Origin of the sequence: Peteryoungia aggregata LMG 23059, assembly GCF_030814435.1 — a bacterium.
In the GTDB taxonomy this organism is placed as follows: domain Bacteria; phylum Pseudomonadota; class Alphaproteobacteria; order Rhizobiales; family Rhizobiaceae; genus Allorhizobium; species Allorhizobium aggregatum.
This window is the reverse complement of the sequence record NZ_JAUSUW010000004.1, coordinates 362043-379072: the sequence shown is the minus strand read 5'-3', so window position 1 is coordinate 379072 and position 17030 is coordinate 362043. Positions and strand designations below refer to the sequence as shown.

17 protein-coding genes are annotated in these 17030 nt (G+C 60.2%); 8 read left to right on the top strand and 9 right to left on the bottom strand.

The annotated features are described in order from the left end of the window. Window positions 1-6 precede the first annotated feature (6 nt). Together J2045_RS09185 and J2045_RS09180 are read right to left on the bottom strand one after the other, a co-directional pair. Window positions 7-1719 (bottom strand): alpha/beta hydrolase, encoded by a 1713-nt coding sequence (locus J2045_RS09185; protein ID WP_307371910.1) that lies wholly within the window; start codon window positions 1717-1719, stop codon window positions 7-9. 205 nt (window positions 1720-1924) lie between these two features. Further along, the gene (locus tag J2045_RS09180) at window positions 1925-2395 is read right to left on the bottom strand and encodes an Lrp/AsnC family transcriptional regulator (protein WP_307371908.1); all 471 of its coding nucleotides are present in this window, start codon (window positions 2393-2395) and stop codon (window positions 1925-1927) included. Window positions 2396-2559: 164 nt separating this feature from the next. Here J2045_RS09180 and J2045_RS09175 point away from each other — a divergent pair, with 164 nt between their 5' ends. Both J2045_RS09175 and J2045_RS09170 read left to right on the top strand, forming a co-directional pair. Next, a complete protein-coding gene (locus J2045_RS09175; protein ID WP_307371905.1) occupies window positions 2560-3732 on the top strand; it encodes an amino acid aminotransferase in 1173 nt (390 codons plus the stop codon). A 4-nt stretch (window positions 3733-3736) separates the two neighbouring features. Then, a complete protein-coding gene (locus J2045_RS09170) occupies window positions 3737-4363 on the top strand; it encodes a YitT family protein (RefSeq protein ID WP_307371903.1) in 627 nt (208 codons plus the stop codon). Window positions 4364-4378: 15 nt separating this feature from the next. Here J2045_RS09170 and J2045_RS09165 read toward each other — a convergent pair whose 3' ends face one another. From J2045_RS09165 to J2045_RS09150, 4 genes are all read right to left on the bottom strand, one after another. Then, complete coding sequence (locus J2045_RS09165; RefSeq protein ID WP_307371900.1) at window positions 4379-5131, bottom strand: ABC transporter ATP-binding protein; 753 nt, start codon at window positions 5129-5131, stop codon at window positions 4379-4381. After that, window positions 5125-6192: a FecCD family ABC transporter permease gene (locus J2045_RS09160; RefSeq protein ID WP_307371898.1), complete on the bottom strand. Its 1068-nt coding sequence runs from the start codon at window positions 6190-6192 to the stop codon at window positions 5125-5127. Before J2045_RS09160 ends, J2045_RS09165 begins: the two co-directional genes overlap by 7 nt. Beyond that, the gene (locus J2045_RS09155) at window positions 6192-7328 is read right to left on the bottom strand and encodes an ABC transporter substrate-binding protein (protein WP_370873054.1); all 1137 of its coding nucleotides are present in this window, start codon (window positions 7326-7328) and stop codon (window positions 6192-6194) included. Before J2045_RS09155 ends, J2045_RS09160 begins: the two co-directional genes overlap by 1 nt. Window positions 7329-7390: 62 nt before the next feature. Further along, on the bottom strand, window positions 7391-8521 hold the full coding sequence (locus J2045_RS09150; protein WP_307371986.1) for an ABC transporter substrate-binding protein: 1131 nt from the start codon (window positions 8519-8521) through the stop codon (window positions 7391-7393). 125 nt (window positions 8522-8646) lie between these two features. Here J2045_RS09150 and J2045_RS09145 point away from each other — a divergent pair, with 125 nt between their 5' ends. The 4 genes from J2045_RS09145 to J2045_RS09130 all read left to right on the top strand — a co-directional run bounded on the left by J2045_RS09145 (window position 8647) and on the right by J2045_RS09130 (window position 12418). Next, a complete protein-coding gene (locus J2045_RS09145) occupies window positions 8647-9450 on the top strand; it encodes a class I SAM-dependent methyltransferase (RefSeq protein WP_307371895.1) in 804 nt (267 codons plus the stop codon). A 489-nt stretch (window positions 9451-9939) separates the two neighbouring features. Beyond that, the gene (locus J2045_RS09140) at window positions 9940-10674 is read left to right on the top strand and encodes a GntR family transcriptional regulator (protein WP_307371893.1); all 735 of its coding nucleotides are present in this window, start codon (window positions 9940-9942) and stop codon (window positions 10672-10674) included. Window positions 10675-10718: 44 nt separating this feature from the next. Then, window positions 10719-11474 carry a 2-dehydro-3-deoxy-D-gluconate 5-dehydrogenase KduD gene (gene kduD / locus J2045_RS09135; protein ID WP_307371891.1) on the top strand — a complete coding sequence of 252 codons (756 nt, stop codon included), beginning with the start codon at window positions 10719-10721 and terminating at the stop codon, window positions 11472-11474. A 32-nt stretch (window positions 11475-11506) separates the two neighbouring features. After that, entirely contained in the window at window positions 11507-12418 is a 912-nt protein-coding gene (locus tag J2045_RS09130) for a sugar kinase (protein ID WP_307371889.1), read from the top strand. A 14-nt stretch (window positions 12419-12432) separates the two neighbouring features. Here the strand turns inward: J2045_RS09130 and J2045_RS09125 are convergent, their stop codons facing one another. Beyond that, window positions 12433-12603 (bottom strand): hypothetical protein, encoded by a 171-nt coding sequence (locus tag J2045_RS09125; protein ID WP_166601603.1) that lies wholly within the window; start codon window positions 12601-12603, stop codon window positions 12433-12435. A 331-nt stretch (window positions 12604-12934) separates the two neighbouring features. On the opposite strand from J2045_RS09125, the gene J2045_RS09120 reads away from it, so the two are divergent. Further along, on the top strand, window positions 12935-14029 hold the full coding sequence (locus J2045_RS09120; RefSeq protein WP_307371886.1) for a PAS domain-containing protein: 1095 nt from the start codon (window positions 12935-12937) through the stop codon (window positions 14027-14029). 22 nt (window positions 14030-14051) lie between these two features. On the opposite strand, the gene J2045_RS09115 is transcribed toward J2045_RS09120, so the two are convergent. Both J2045_RS09115 and J2045_RS09110 read right to left on the bottom strand, forming a co-directional pair. Further along, on the bottom strand, window positions 14052-15344 hold the full coding sequence (locus J2045_RS09115) for a TadE/TadG family type IV pilus assembly protein (RefSeq protein WP_307371883.1): 1293 nt from the start codon (window positions 15342-15344) through the stop codon (window positions 14052-14054). Between the two features lie 115 nt (window positions 15345-15459). Further along, entirely contained in the window at window positions 15460-15885 is a 426-nt protein-coding gene (locus tag J2045_RS09110) for a winged helix-turn-helix transcriptional regulator (RefSeq protein WP_166601702.1), read from the bottom strand. Window positions 15886-16044: 159 nt separating this feature from the next. Between J2045_RS09110 and J2045_RS09105 the strand changes: the two genes are divergently transcribed. Beyond that, window positions 16045-16944 carry an SDR family oxidoreductase gene (locus tag J2045_RS09105; RefSeq protein WP_307371880.1) on the top strand — a complete coding sequence of 300 codons (900 nt, stop codon included), beginning with the start codon at window positions 16045-16047 and terminating at the stop codon, window positions 16942-16944. The last annotated feature ends 86 nt before the right edge of the window (window positions 16945-17030 follow it).

Sequence of the window (17030 nt, the reverse complement as noted above, 5' to 3'; positions counted from 1 at the left end):
TCGCCATCAGCCCCGCCTCGACGACTCCTCCGCCGCCTCGGCGAGGATTTCGATGAGCTGCCGACGGATGGCAGGCGGGCTGAGCGTATGGTCGGCGTTTTCCAAGAGAATATGTTTCAGGCCCGGAAAGGCACGCTGCCCGGATAGCGACTTGCCGAAATAGAGCTGTTGCTGGGCAAGGCTGCCATCGGTGCGGCATGAGATGAAGGTGACCGGAACCTTCCGCTCCTCCAGCCGTCTCAGGATGCCGAACAACTGGCCGCGCAAGCGCCCGAGTTTTGTCAGTCCGCCGAGATAGGGGGAGACCCCGCGCGAAAGCCTGTCCTTGGCGTGGCTGGCAATGTTGCGAGCCGCCTTGGGAACGTCCACGTCACCGCTTAGAACACGTTTGTACGTGCCGAGGCTGAAGGCGCGTCGCTTGTAGTCGCTGAGCGGACGCGCACCCGCCATCAGCAGCGATTCCACGTCCTCGTCGGGATCGAGCACGAGCCGCAGCTGGTTGATCGAGACGATGCCCGCCACGTCTGAATTGGCAGCGCCGGCATACAGAGCAGAATGCGCACCACTGCAAATGCCGGCGAGAAGAATGGGCGCCTTGCTCATGCTGCGGACATGGCGGATGACGGCCTGCACGTCGTTCAATTGCGTCTCGGAATAGACGACCTGATCGGGCTCGCGCGGGTCGGCCGGGCTTTCGCCGATATTGGAGAGATCGACCCGGAACGTTGCAACGCCCTGATGCGCTAGCGTTCGCGCCGTGTCGACCCAGATATTCCCCCAGCCATTGTGCGGAGCATAAGCCATGTTGAGCAGAATGATCACGGCACTTTCGGTGCCGGAGGCAGGCTGGCACAAGACACCGAAGAGACGTGAGTCGACGATCTCCGCCCGCTCCCGGAACGAGGCTGCGCTGAGCATCGCAGGCTCAGCCTCCACAGCATCGGAAGGGCTGGAAACGGCCTCGGCCGGTATTGTCCGGCTGAACCAGTCGCCGATCGTCTCGATGAGCGCCATCGGCATCGGCGATGTGACGACACCATCCAGCATGGCGCCATAGCCGATGAAATCCGTGCAGGTGACGGAAGCTCCGGCAGCGCCCAGCGCCTCCGTAAGGTCCCGGTCGGCGGTATTTTCCGGCCTGGCCAGAACGAGGACAGGCAGGTTGGGCGAAACGGCATCGACGGCCACAGTGACGGCCTTCAGGTCGGCCGCCAGTCTAGGGTCCATGATGAAGGAGGCAAGCACGGTCGAGCCCTGCGGATAACCGAAGTCGATGCCAATACCGTCCTCGATGGCCTTTTCCCGAAGTGCCACCTCGCGAAGATAGCGCCGTCCGCTGAGCGCGGAAGCCGCAAGCATGTAGCCGGCCAGTCTCTCGTCTTGCCGTCCTGCCTGGAGCGCGACCGCAGCGCCGATGCCCATGCCGTAATAGAGTATTTGCGTGCAGCCTGTCCGGCTGCGCAATTCCGCCGCCGCTCGGACTGCGGCGTTGACCCAGGTCGCAAAGGTCGATTCCTCCTGGACAGGCAGTGAATCGCCTTCGCCGGGATAGTCGAACCGGATCGAGGGGAATCCCCGGCGGGCGAGATCGTCTGCGATCAGCCGGTGAAACTTGACCGTACACAGCGCATCGAAGCCCCAGGGTGAGCAGAATACGATCCCAGTCGAACCCGACGCGTGGTGCAAATGCCCCATCACGCCGTCCATCGTCACCGCCATGGCAGGAGATGGTCCGTTGCCGTGCAAGAGGCCTGGATTTCCGCGTGCGAGGTCAGATTGCGTCAATGAGGCTACCATGGGGTCTGATGTCAGAAACGAGCGCGCTCGTGCCAGCGCTCACCATGGACAAAACCCCTTAACACATTAGCAAAGCTCGAGCGGAAATTCGTATCTCAACGCTGCCAGATCGCGGCTTTGGGAAATCTCAGGGCAGATAGCCGTAGGAGATCTTCGGGCTGTCAAAAACCATCGTCGACCGCATGGTCTTGATCTCGGCCAGACGATCGAATTCCTGCCAGATCAGCCGTTTGAAATCTGCCATGTCCCGCACCGAGATTTTCAGCAGGAAGTCGAAATCTCCTGCCACGGCGTGAATCTCGATCACCTCCGGTAATCTGCCCACATGTTCGATAAAGCGCTCGCCGACCTGCGGCGTGGTGCGATCGAGCGTGATCTCGACGAAGGCTTGCAGGCCGAGGCCGACCTTTGGCGCGTCGATGACAATCGTCTGCCTGATGATGCCCGTCGCATAGAGACGTGAGAGGCGGCGTGACAGGGGAGCCGCCGTCAGCCCCACGCGCTCGGCGAGCTCGGCGTTGTTGAGGCCGGCATTTTCGATCAGGCAGGCGATGATCTTACGATCGATCCTGTCCAGCGTAACCGTGACCGCTTCCAATATCTGTTTCTTTCATGCTCATCTGTGCAAACTTCTATCGCAGAATCTGATTTATCCGCAATAGACACACATTGGCGTCCGGCTGCAGGTCCAAATCCGCAGAGACTTTGCGCCGGAAACTTGGTATCCCTCTGTCAGTACAACCGCACCGCCGAAGGTCCGTCATGTTCGAAAAGCTCGCCTCCCAGCCCAATGATCCGCTGCTTGCCCTGATCGGCCTCTACAATGGCGATCATCGTGCCGACAAGATCGACCTCGGCGTCGGTGTTTATCGCGACGATCAAGGGCGCACGCCGGTGCTCCGCTCTGTCAAGGCGGCGGAACAAGAGCTCCTGGAGAAACAGGAGAGCAAGTCCTATGTCGCACCGGAAGGCGACAGGGTGTTCCTTGATCTGCTCTGGGAACTTGTCGGCGGCCATGGCTACGGCAAGTTCGCTGCAGGCGTCCAGACGCCGGGTGGCTCGGGCGCCTTGCGGCTGGCTTCGGATCTCATCGCACGTGCGGGGAGCGGTCGCTTGCATCTGGGTCTGCCGAGCTGGCCTAACCATGCTGGCATCTTTGGCGCGACAGGGCTGAATGTCGAGACCTATACCTATTTCGACGTGCCGACCCAGGAGATCCGTTTCGCCAGCATGATGAAGGCACTGAGCAGCGCACCGCGTGGCGATGCTGTGCTGATCCATGCAAGCTGCCACAACCCGACCGGTGCAGCCCTCAGCGCCGCGCAGTGGGAAGAGCTCGCGGCAATCATCGCAGAGCGTCGATTGGTTCCCTTGATCGATACAGCCTATCAGGGTTTCGGAGCGGGCATCGAGGAAGACGTCGCCGGTCTCAGGGCTCTCATCGCGGCAGTGCCAGAGGCGCTGGTCGCCGTCTCTTGCTCGAAATCCTTCGGAATTTACCGCGAGCGCACTGGTGCCATCTATGCGGTCGCCGAAACGCAGGAGGCAGCGGACACCGCCCGCTCGAACCTCGTCACAATGGCGCGGACCAGCTATTCCATGCCACCCGACCATGGGGCCGCCGTTGTCCGGACGATCCTGTCCACGGAAAGCCTCCGGCAGGACTGGGTCGACGAACTCAACAGCATGCGCGACCGACTGAATGGCCTACGCCGCGAATTGGCGGCTGCACTCGGTGACGGCTGGCAACTGGCGCCCCAGATCGCCGAACAGCAAGGCATGTTCTCGCTGCTGCCGCTGAAGGAAGCCGATGTGCTGTCGCTGAGGAAACATCATGGCATCTACATGCCAACCTCCGGCCGTATCAACATTGCGGGCCTGAAGAGCGCGGATATTCCGCGCGTGGCAAATGTGCTGAAACCGCTCCTGGGCTGAGACCATGACCACAACGACAGTGAACCAGGCGGGTGCCGAGCGCCACCGCCTCTATGAAGACGTGCTCGCGATGATCTCGGGTACGATGTTCGTCTCACTTGGAACGCTCATCTACACCGAAACCATGTTGACGGTCGGATCGAGCGCGGGGCTGGCGCTGCTGCTTTCCTATGTCAGTGGCTTGGGCTTCGGGGTGATCTTCTTCATCGTCAATCTGCCCTTCTACATCCTTGCCGTGAAGCGTATGGGCTGGGCGTTTACGGCAAGGACCTTCACTGCCGTGGCGCTCGTCTCGGTCTTGTCGAAGCTGAACGGCCAGTGGATCGATTTCTCGCATCTCGACCCGATCTATGCGACCGTGATCGGTGGAGGGTTGATTGGAACGGGCTTGTTGATGCTGTTTCGCCATCGAACCGGCCTCGGCGGCATCAACATCCTCGCCATGTACCTTCAGGAAAGGACAGGGCTGCGGGCCGGCTATTTCCTTCTCGGCGTCGACCTCGCGATCCTTGCTGCCGCATTCTTCGTGCTGCCGGCGGACAGATTGGCGCTGTCGGTCCTCGGTGCGGCCATCGCCAACCTGATCATTGCCATCAACCACAAGCCCGGACGTTACATGGGCCTCAGCTGATAATGGCTTCGGCAACTAGGTCAGGGCCGCATCGACGATTAAGAGAGGGCGACCCAGCGTGCAGGTCTCGATCCTCGCCTCGACGTGATAGACCTCGCGCAGCAGGGCAGGGGTGATCACCTCTCCTGTCGCGCCGCTCGCCACAAGCTGCCCATCAGCCACCACCAGCGCGTGCTCGCAATAGCGCATGGCATGGTTGAGATCATGCAAGGCGATCAGAACGGCAATACAGGTCTCCTGCGCCAGACGCTGCATGAATTGCAGGACTTCGATCTGGCGGAACAGATCAAGCGCCGAGGTCGGCTCGTCCATCAGCAGGATTTCCGGCTTGCGCACGAGGGCCTGGGCAATCGCCACGAGCTGGCGCTGCCCTCCCGACAGGGCGCCGAGATCGCGAAATGCGAGATCCGTGATGCGCAGTGACGTCAGGATACGGTCGATCTCAACCAGTTCGTCCTCGGCGACCTTCCAGCCGGAGCCCTGCTTGGAGGCAAGAAGAACGCTTTCATAGACGGTGAGCACGGCGTTGGCGCCTGTATCCTGTGGCATGTAACAGATCGGGCGCAGGCTTTCCTCGCCACTGACATGCACGACGCCATCGCCTTTCAGCAGGCCGGCGATCCGCTTGAACAGCGTCGATTTTCCAGCCGCATTGGGACCGATGACAGCCGTCAGCGCGCCGCCCGCGATATCGCCGGTGCTGATATCCGAGAAAACGCGGTGGCGACCATATTGCGCGCCAAGGGCTTCGAGCCTGAGGGCTACCATGCGCGCCTCCTGTTGGTGAAAATGAGGGAGAAGAAGAAGGGGACGCCGACAAGAGCGGTAATCACCCCGATCGGCATGATCGCGCCGGGAATGATCGTCTTTGACACGACCGACGTGACGGACAGAAGAAGCGCGCCGCACAGAACCGATCCCGGCAGGAAGAACCGCTGGTCTTCGCCCACCAGCATCCGGGCGATATGCGGGCCGACGAGGCCGATGAAGCCGATCGTGCCGACAAAGGAAACCGGAATGGCGGCAAGCAGGCTGACCAGCATCATGGTTTCCAGCCTGAGGGCCTTGACGTTGACGCCGAAGGAGGCAGCCTTGTCATCTCCGAGGCGAAGCGCTGTCAGCGCCCAGGCACGGCGGGCAAAGAGCGGCACACAGACAACGAGCACGGCCAAGGTCACCCCGACCTTGGCCCAGGTGGCCTTGGTCAGCGAGCCCATGGTCCAGAAGACCACAGCAGCGAGCGCCTGTTCGGACGCGAGGTATTCGAGCAACGAGAGCAGCGCGTTGAACGTAAAGACAAGGGCGATCCCGAGAAGGATGATCGTTTCGACCGTCACGCCCCGGAGCGTCGAGACGCTGTAGATGAACAGGGATGCAAGCATCGCCATGAGGAAGGCATTGATCGGCACCATGTATTGAACGGCGGCCGGAAAGACCGCGACGCCCGCGACAAGGCCGAGTGCTGCACCAAAACCGGCGGCAGCCGAAATGCCAAGCGTAAAGGGGCTGGCCAGCGGGTTGGCGAGGATAGTCTGCATCTGCGCACCGGCCAACGACAGGCAGGCGCCGACCGTCACCGCCATCAAGGCGATCGGCATGCGGATGTCCCAGATGACGACGCGGAGCTGATTGCTGGCACCTGCCGGATTCCAGATCGTCGAGATGACCTCCGTCAGGCTGTAGCGGGCCGGGCCATAGGCCATATCGACCGCTATGCTGAGAAGCAGTGCCAGGACCAGCAAACCGAGAATGCCAGTGCGGCGTGCAGCGATGGCGCGGTAGCGCGTGCGCCCCTCCGCCATTTCGACGCCTTCAATTGCGGCCGCCATCAGTTCGTCTCCTCATTCAGAGAGGCAAAATATCCGGATTTGTAGGGTACCGGCAGGAACCGTTCGTGAAGGTCCCGGAAGGTTGCCTCCGGATCGAGATCGGCAAAGAGATCGGGGTGGAACCATTTGGCAAATTGCTGGACTGCCACGAACTCGTAAGGCACGCCGTAGAACTGGTGCCAGACGGCATGCACATGGCCGGTCTTTACGGCCGTCAGCTCGGGAAACCCGGTGCGTTCCATCAGGGTCTTCAGCTTCGCCTTTGCAGCGGCAGGATCGGCACCGCGACCAACATGGACGAAACGGTTCGTCTTGGATTCAGCCGCCCAGTTCGAGCCGGTGGCAATGTAGAGATCAGGGTCCTCGATGATCAGCTGCTCGAGATTGATATCGCCAAACGTGGTCTTGATCACGTCGGCTGCGATATTGTGCCCGCCGGCCTGTTCAACCATTTCGCCAAAGTTATAGGGACCGAAGCTGCGGCAGCAGCCGTTTTCGGCATCATTGCCGGGAGCCCGCTCGATAAAGACCTTGGGTCGTACAATATCCGCCACCTTCGCCAGCCTGTCGGTGACCCGTGCCAACTGTTCGCGGCGATAGGCGATCAGATCCTCTGCCCTGCCGTCTGCGCCGAAGATCTGGCCCAGGATGCGAATGCTGTTTTCGGTGTTCTTTGCTGCATCAACGCGGAAATCGACATAGACGATGGCAATGCCAGCAGCGGCGGCCTTCGCCTCCATGCCGCTTTCAACCGCAACCTTCTGGGATTCGATATTGAGCGTGATCACATCGGGCGCAAGCATGATCGCCGCCTCGAGATCGAAGGTGCTGTTTGCGACATAGCCGAAGCGGGGAAGGGTCGCGAGCGCGGGGAAGCGCTCGGCATAAGCCTGATAGCTGTCGGGATCCTTGGTGAAGAAGTCATCTCGCCACCCGACGATGCGGTCGAGGAGATGATCGCCGGTCAGGGCCGCGATCGTGTGGATCTGCCGGGCTTCACCGACCAGGACACGCTTGGCCGGCAGGTCGATCTCGACCTTGCGACCGGTGATGTCGATGACCTCGGCAGCCAGCACAGGGGAGCCAAAAACGGCTGAAAGGGCGATCACCGCCCCGAGAAACTTCGCCAACATCATGCTGTCATCCTCGAAAGAGGCCGGCACCCGGAAAGTTGGAACGGGTGCCGGCGATAGGGTCGTTAGGAACCAGCCTTCAGCGAGGCAAAGTAGCCGGAATGGTATTCAACCGGCAGGAAGCGCTCATGCATTTCCTTGAAGGTTGCCTCGGCATCGACGTCCTTGAAGAGATCCGGATGGAGCCACTTTGCGATCTGCTGGACGGCAACGAACTGGTAGGGGCTGTTGTAGAACTGGTGCCAGATGGCGTGAACGTTTCCGTCCGTGACGGCCTTGATGTCCGTGAAGCCGGGGCGCTTCATCAGTTCGGAGAGCTTGCGTGCGGCTTCAGCCTTGTCGGCGCCCGGGCCGACGCCGACCCACTTGCCGCCGGGAACATAGAGCTCCCAGTTCGAGCCGGTCACGATGACCTGGTCCGGGTTCGAGGCGATGATCTGCTCAGGATTGACGGTACCGAAGGTGCCAGGAATGATGTCCTTTGCCATGTTGATGCCGCCGGCAAGTTCGACCATCTTGCCGAAGTTCTCGTTGCCGAAGGACATGCAGCAATCGTCGGAATAGCCACCGGCGCGCTCCATGAAGACAACCGGCTTCTTGAGGTCGACCTGCTTGGCCAGCACGTCTGTCACCTTGGCGATCTGTTCATCGTGGAACTTGACGAAATCTTCTGCACGCTCTTCCTTGCCAAAGAGCTTGCCGATGATGCGCATGGAATCATCGGTGTTTTCCATCGGCTTCTCGCGGAAGTCGATATAGACGAGCGGAATGCCGACGGCGGCGAGCTTTTCGATATAGCCGCTCTCTTCGGTCGCGGACTTCGCTTCCGTGTTCATGATGATGACGTCGGGCTTCAGCGCAACAGCCTGCTCAATGTCGAAGGTGCCGTCCTTCATGCCGCCGAAAGTCGGGATCTTTTCCATCTCCGGGAATTTCTGGAGGTAGATGTTGTAGCCGTCGAGATCGGCCTTCTTGAAGTCGTCGCGCCAGCCGACGACGCGGCCGAACGGATTGTCGGTGTCGAGCGCTGCGGTGAAATAGATCTGGCGACCTTCGCCGAGGATCACGCGTTCGACCGGAACGCTCACCTCGACTTCACGACCGGTGATGTCCTTGATCTTCACAGTCTCGCCGGCCAGTGCGACGCTTGAAAAAAGGACGAGCGAAATCGCGGCGGCAGAAGCCACCTTCTCCATCTTGAACACGATCAGTTCTCCTGCTTGTGATTGTGCCGTGATCTATGTTTTTATGACTTCCTCAGTCAAGAAATATCTTTTAGAAGGGTTCCAACCTCTTCGAACCGATCCGGAAGAACAAAACAATGCAAGCAGTTAGCGCCCTTTCCAATCATGATCTTCGTGACGAAATCAAAGCCTATTGGTCATTGCGGGCAGAGACGTTCGACAACCAGCCGGGACACGAGATCTTCTCCGAAGAAGAGAGAGCAGCCTGGCATGCGCTTATCTTGAAGCACCTGGGTCCGGGAGAGGGGAGATCAGCCCTCGACCTCGCCTGTGGCACCGCCGTCGTTTCACACCTGTTGGATGATCTCGGATTCCGGGTCACCGGACTGGACTGGGCGGAGCCCATGCTCGAACGCGCGAAGGCAAAGGCAAAGGCGCGTGGACGTCAGATTCGCTTCCTGGTTGGGGATGCCGAGCGGACCATGGAGGCAGATGAGAGCTATGATGCGATCACCAACCGGCATCTGGTCTGGACCCTGGTCGATCCGCTGGCCTGTTTTCAGGAGTGGCATCGCCTGTTGAAAACGGGAGGCAAGGTGCTGATCGTCGATGGAGATTTCGTCAACACTTCGGTGCTGACCAGACTCATGAAGCGGCTCACGCAGATGGCCGCCAAGCTCGGCCTTGCCCGGGATGCGGTGCACGGCGCACCGAACCGCGACATGGCCGAGACGCATAATCGTATTCTATCGCGCGTGCATTTTTCTCACGGTGCGCATGCGAACGCCGTCGCGGAGCTGTTGCGGGCGGCCGGATTCTCGAAAGTCACGGTCGATCAGGACATGGCCGCAATTCATCGGGCTCAACGCAGGAACTTCTCGTTCTTCAAAGGTCTCGAGCGGGCGACCCAGCATCGTTATGCCATCAGCGCGGAGAAATGAGCAGGCATCTCGTTCGTCGCGGTACAGGTGATCCTCGCCGTGACGAGCTTGTCTTTCGTTCCCGTGGCGGATGATCCGCTCGTAGAGGCCTCCATGTTCTCCGCGTTGGAGGCCGTGGCCTTTGATCGATCTTGTCATCCCATCAGGCGCGGTCGGTTCGCTGGCGGCCCAGCAAGCATCTCGCTCTTTGCTGCTGAAGCCGTGAATGAGTACGCCGATTAGCCTCGCTTCCCCGCGGCGCTGGCTACTAAGGCCTTATAGAGCACGACGAGAAGGACCAATCACGAACGGAAGACGTTTCGCTCGACGTCATCACCGTGCCGGTTGCTCTGCATTCCGAAGACCGGTCGATACCCTCGCGACTGCTTAATCCAGCGGATATGGCGTCGTCTTCGTGAGCCTCTTGCATCGAACTGGGGCCGTCCACAACTCAATCGGTTTACAGATCCTGATATCTGAAATATTAGTATATCAGTTGTGGAGGGGCGCATGGTGGAACGAGACAAAGGCGGGCGGCGAACCCGATCCGTGCCGACGGAACACCATCGGGGCCGTACGCGTGACGGACGCGCCGCCACCCATATTCACGCTGCCCTTCGTGACCAGATCGTGCGGATGGAATTGAAGCCGCTCGACATGCTGAACGAAAAGCAGCTTGGCCAGCATTTTGGCGTCAGTCGGACGCCCGTGCGCGAGGCCCTGTTGCGACTGGCCGACGAGGGGCTCGTCGAAATCTATCCGCAATCGGGTACCTTCGTTGCCCGTATCCCCCGACGAGCGCTCTATGAGGCGATCCTCATTCGAAAGGCGCTGGAGGCAACGACGGTCTCACTGGCGGTCGCTGCCGTGCAGGATGAGCGGCTGGTCGAGCTGAACGCCAACCAGGTGGCTCTCGAAACGGCCGCACAAGCCGGAGACATCGCGGCTTTCCATCGGATTGATTCCGACTTCCATCAATTGATTGCCCAAATGGCCGGCTATCCAGGCATCTGGACGGTGATTGCGCAGGTCAAGGTACAGATCGATCGCTACCGCTATATCACCTTGCCGCAGGCGGGGCGGCTCGACCTGGTGATTGCCGAGCACGCCGCAATCATCGACGGAATCAGTCGCCGCGACGGCAGTCAGGCGGTCCTGTCGATGAGCCAGCACATCGGTCGGATGACCGAGGAACTGCAGGATATCGAGCATCTCGATCCCACACTGTTCATCGACGAGACCTAGCGCTGCAACGGGCGACTTTCACTACACACTTCGGGAGTTCCATCATGACGTCATCCTTCGATCTTTCCGGCCGTACGGCCATCGTTACCGGCGCCAATACCGGGATCGGTCAGGCCATTGCTGTTGCGCTCGCGGGTGCGGGCGCCGCCGTTCTCGGCGTCGGTCGATCGAGCATGGGGGAAACGCAGAAGATGATCACCGATATGGGCGGTCGGTTCGCTGCCTTCTCGGCGGATCTCTCGACGATCGAGCCGGTCGACGCCATCGTCGAGGCAGCGATCTCGGCCTTCGGATCCGTTGATATCCTTGTCAACAATGCCGGCATCATCCGTCGCGCCGATGCCCTCGACTTTTCCGAGGCCGACTGGGATGCGGTCATGGATGTCAACCTGAAGACGGCCTTTTTCCTGTCTCAGGCGGCCGCCAAACGCATGATCCCCAATGGGCGCGGGAAGATCATCAACATCGCTTCCATGCTCTCGTTTCAGGGCGGTATCCGCATTCCGTCCTACACGGCATCGAAAAGCGGGCTTGCAGGACTGACCCGTCTTCTCGCCTGCGAATGGGCTGGCAAGGGCATCAACGTTAACGCGATCGCGCCGGGATACTTCGTGACCAACAACACGACGGCGCTGCGTGAGGACCCGAAGCGATCGAGAGATATCCTGGCGCGAATCCCGGCCGGGCGCTGGGGCAATCCGGAAGAACTCGGTGGTGCCGCGGTCTTTCTCGCATCCGATGCCTCCGCTTATGTCCATGGCACGATCCTGCCCGTCGACGGCGGCTGGCTGGCGCGTTAAGCAGGACCGGAATGAGAAACGGGGTGGCGAATATGGGACGGATTGTCTCTATCGGCGAATGCATGGGCGAGCTTTCGGAGGCCGAAATGCCAGCCCTGCTGAACATGGGTTTCGCCGGTGATACGCTGAACACAGCCTTCTACCTTCGCCACAGTCTCGGGTCCGACTGGCAGATCGACTATCTGACGGCGGTCGGCACGGACGGTCTTTCAGACAGGATGGTGGATTTCTTCCGGGCCGAGGGAATTGGCACGGACCATATCCGCCGCCTCTCCGACAAGACGATCGGCCTCTACTACATCACGCTCAAGGATGGGGAGCGGAGCTTCACCTACTGGCGCAGCGACAGCGCCGCGAAGAGGCTTGCGAGTGATCCGGAAGCTCTTGGTCGCGCGTTGAAAAATGCGGATATCGCCTACTGGTCGGGCATCACGCTGGCGATCCTCTCAAACCAGGATCGTCTCGCCTTGATCGAGGCTCTCAGTCACTTTGCCGGCCGCGGAGGCACGGTCGTTTTCGACCCCAATCTGAGGCCTCGGCTCTGGGACAACACGGAGGTCATGCGCGGCTGGATTCATCGCGCAGCGGCGATCAGTGACCTCTGTCTGCCCTCGTTTGAGGATGAAGCGACCTGGTTTGGAGATACCGATCCGCAAGCAACGATCAGGCGCTACCTAGCTGAGGGTGTGCGACGGGTTGTGGTCAAGAACGGAGCGGGAGCTGTGACGTTCACCTGCGAAGACGGATCGATTGCCACTTTGGCGGTGCCGTCTGCAGAGCGCGTGGTCGATACCACAGCGGCTGGAGACAGTTTCAATGCGGGGTTTCTCGCCGCCGAAATCAACGGCGCAACGACCCGTGAGGCGATTGCATCAGGGGCAAGCCTTGCGACAAAAGTTATCGGCGCACGGGGTGCCTTGGTGCGGGAGGCGACAGGCGCCTAGCACCTGTTCAACGTTCAGGCGGTGGCGCCGCCGCCGCCAAGCAGGGTGAAATAGAGCCAGGCTCCGACGAAGGCGAGGAGAAGACAGAGCCAGATCAAGGCCTTCCTAAGTGCAGGCGAGATCGCTTTCTTCTGCTTCGGTGCCTCTGGTTCGGGTGGACGCTCGAACTTGATGACGTTCGACATTTTCTGCTCTTTCGTTTTGCCTTCGCCAACGCGTATGCCCTTTACCTGCCATGATCACAGCGTTGCGACAAGGGCGATGCCCGGTATTCGTCGAGGGCAAAGGCGACTGCAGTCGGTATGGTAAACTGCAAGAACTCGACCGGGGTCGTCGTTTCCGGATGCAATAGGGTCTTCTCACCTGTCGCATTCCTGTCGCCCCCGGGGCCTTGAGCTGCAGGAAATGCTTGTCGCCGAAGCGGCTCGGCATTAGCGTTCTTCTGCAAGCGAGATGCCGCATGGTGAATGGAGCGGTGTCCCGCGCCGAAAGCAGGACGGACCAGACTGAACCGAAATGAGAAGTTTTCTTGACCCTTCCGCTCAGGCCGATGTGACATCTGGTCAGGATAGCGACCAGGCCAACCCTTCTCGCAGGATGCAGGGGGTTTCGTCAGCGCATTTCCTGAAGCTTATCGAAGAACGGGGTGCGACCGGCTTCTGGACCTGCGATCTCATGACCGGAGAGTGCACATGCAGCCCCGGTGTGAGCCGCATTATCGGAGCGGAAACGCCGCAGCCATTCCGCATGGTCGATATCCTTGAGCGGGTCCATCCAGAGGACAGGGTGCTCTGTGAGGATCTATGGCCGCTAACGCGGTCCGGTGTTCCCGTGAACCGCAACTTTCGGATCATCCGGGGGGACCGGACCGTGCGCTGGATCGAATTCCATTCCGAGGTCGTGCTGGATGCCGAGCAGCGTCCGGCGCGCGCCGTGGGTCTCCTGCACGACGTCACGCTGCAGCACGAGTATCGCCAGACCCTTGACGAAACGCTTGGCCGATATCGCGCTCTGGTCAGCTCCGTCGCCACGATGGAATGGCGCGCCACCGCGAGCGGCGAACCGATCTTTTCCCACGGCTGGACCGCACTGACAGGACAACTTGAGTCGGATGTATTGCGCGGGAGTTGGGTCGAGGCGATCCATCCCGAGGACAGGCCAGCAATGGTGGCGGCTTGGGAGCATGCCGTCGCCACGCTGACACCCTATGTGATCAATCACCGTATCCTGCAGGTCAACGGAGAGTATGACTGGTTTCATTCCCGTGCCGTACCCGTCCTTCACAAGGGCGGGCGTTCTCATGAATGGCTGGGAATGATTGTGCGCCACCGGGATTTCGGCAGCCCTGCCACTCACGGCGGCAGCAACGCGGGCACATTGACGGCCATGCAGATCCGCGCTGCGCGCGCGATGCTGCAGTGGACTCTTGAGGATCTTTCGCGTGTTTCCGGGGTCTCTGTTTCTTCCATTCGTCGTATCGAGGCCGAGGGGGAGCGTGCCACGCGCGCCAATTCGCTCACGGCCATTCGTGATGCCTTCGAAAGGGAAGGGCTTGCCTTTTCGGACGGCACCGCTGTCTCTCAGCGCCGCCGCCCTCCCACCCGCGATTGAAAGGCAAGACCGACGCTTTCCGTCAGCTCGACAGCCGCGGTGTGGTGATGATCTTCAGGAAGAGTGCGTTCATCGCCGAGGATATACCCTGGCTCGGGCTGACTTCGAAGTAGAGGCCCGGTGACGCGCAATCCTGCATGCGGTTCGGGATCTCGTCCTGGAACGGACTGATCCACTTGTTGTACCAACCGTTGGTCGGCAGCGGCAGATATGTCGTGTAGAGCACGGCGATGCGGTAGCCCTTGTTCTTCAAAGCCTGGCATTGCGTCGTATCGATCGGCTCCTGGCAACGGCCCCCCGTCGTCTTCTTTGTGCAGGTGCTCGGCTTGTAGGCGTCTCCTACGCCGTCCGAGACGAAGAAGAGGATCTTTTCCGGATTGGCCGCCGACGAGCCTGTGCCCGCCGTGCCCATGAGAGCGCCAATGTTCTTCAATGCGCGATCGAAATCAGTCTGCTGGTCATTGTCGTAACCCTGCCAGGGGATCGACATCAGGCCGATCTTGGCGGCCTTGGTTCGTACATGGTCGAGATCGTCTGTCAGTGACGCGACCTCGAGCAGCTTGGTGTCCTCAGCCTTTTCGCCAAAGGTGTAGACGGCCATCCGGTACTGATTGGGGCTCTTGCGGGCGGATTTCGCCGTATCCATCAAGGCCGCAGTGGCCTGGGCAACAACGTCAATACGGATGGTGACGCCAAGTTTCTTGGCGAGATAATAGTAGCTGTTCTTGTCTTCCACGCCATCCTTGACGATGTGGCAGGCGAAAGCGCACTTGTCGCCGGTATTCTTGACCATCTTGTCGACATCTCCCGGTGTCGCCCCGACGCCCATGGATGGAGTATTGTCGAGCAGCAGATAGAAGTCTCTGAACGTGTCGGTCTGAAAGACCGCTTCCGCCTTGCCGGCAATGGTGACATCTGGTTGTCCCAGAATGCGGGCGAGTGTTGTCGGAACGGTTGCGTCGAACGTGAAAACTGCCTTCAGCTGCGTTCCCGACTTCACCACATCCACATCGAAGTTCTTCAGCTGGTAGTCTTCGGACATCTTCGCGTGGCCCATGAAGACCTTCTTGGCGTCCGCGATGGCAGCCGACAGCTGTCCGTCGGACTGCATCTGCATGGCTTGCATTACGCCGGCAGATACTTCCCCCACCGCTGCGATCGCTGCGGCGTCGGCCGCTGCCTGAAGTGTGCTGCGGACCGTCAGTGCGTTGTTGATGTCAATCGCCAACCCTGCGACGCCTATGATCGGCACAAGGACGAGCGCCGTCATCATTCCGAAGTTGCCGCGCCTGTCGCGCCAAAATTCACCCAGCATAATTCACCCCCAAATTTCTAGGGCAAATTATGCGTTGCTTCTGTAGATTCCGTTGATTTAAATGGTTTACGATGCCTTCCACATTCGTGCGCGAAGCCTCCGCGTGGAAAGCTTTTCAGCCGACTGCCACCTTCTTCTTTGCCGGGGGGTTGTCTGAATCATACTGCCGCCGCGCTTCACTGATCCGGCCATGGTGTTCTGCAGTCCAGACGACAAGCGCTGCAACGGGTCCAAGAAGTGACTGTCCCAGTTCCGTCAGGCTGTACTCGACGCTCGGCGGTTGCGTTGGAAATACCTTGCGATGAACCAGGCCATCACGCTGCAGGCTGCGCAGCGTTCCCGTCAACATCGCCTGCGAAATGTCGGGGATCGCCCGCTTCAATTCCCCAAAGCGGTGAGGCTTGTAGCCCAATGTCTGCAAGATGAGTGACGCCCATTTGTCGCCAATATGCGCAAACACATCCCGAACGGGACATTGCGATGCATCGAAGACCGTCGAGATGGGTGCCTTGATCATTTCCATGACCGTGTCGATCGCCATGGTGTAGTCTGGCTTCATGTTCGCATGCGCTGTCATTGGTACCAACCTCAGAACCTGGTTCTAAAAAACTGCCTACTTTACGCCGGCATCCTGATCTGCAATCTACACCTACTCTGAAAAATAGACCAGCCAGAAAACAACCATACGAATGGATATCTCATGACTGCAAAATATCTCGTCACAGGCGCTTCGGGCCAACTCGGTCAGCGTGTCCTGCATCACCTCCTCGCCACCTCGGGTGTCGCCGCAGGAGACGTCATCGCGGCAAGCCGCAAGCCCGAACAACTCGCTGACCTTGCCGAGAAGGGTGTCCTGGTCCGTCGCGTCGACTTTGATGATGCCGCCTCCATGGAAGCTGCCTTTGCAGAAGCTGAAAAGGTTCTGATCATCAGCACCGACAGCCTCGATCGCCCCGGACACCGCCTCGTGCAACATCGCGCGGCCATCGCGTCCGCCGAAAAGGCGGGGGTCAAGCATCTGTTGTATACCTCGATGCCCGAGCCGGCTAACTCGCCGCTGCTCTTCGCGCCGGACCATGAGGGAACGGAAGCCGCGATCGCGGCGAGCTCCATTCCTGCCTGGACGATCCTGCGCAACAACTGGTACTTCGAGAACGTCATGATGAGCGCCGGCCCGGCTCTCGCCTCGGGGCACTGGTATTCGGCTGCCGGCAACGGCAAGGTCGCTCACATCGCCCGTGACGACATTGGCCGTGCCATCGCAGCCGCGCTCGTTGCCGCCACCGATGCCAAGGTCACCTATACCCTGACGGGTGCGTCGTCCTACACACATGCCGAGATGGGAGCTCTCGTCTCAAAGGCTTCCGGTAAGGACATCGCAGTCATCGACGTGCCTGTCGAAGGCCTCGTTCAAGGCATGGTTGGCGCCGGTCTGCCGGAACCGGTCGCACGCGTTTTTGCCTCGATTGATACCATGGTGGGCAGCGGCGGTCTGTCACGCATCACCGGCGACTTCAAGGCGCTCACGGGTGTGGAGCCGCAGAGCTTCGAGACCTGGGTTGAAAGCCAGGCCGGCGCGTTCAAGTCCATGATCCCCTGATCAGTATCGGCCCCGCTAGGCCGGTCGTGATCCTGCCGCGCCCACAATGGCAGGATCATGCAGGCCGCCCGTCACCCCCGGCGGGC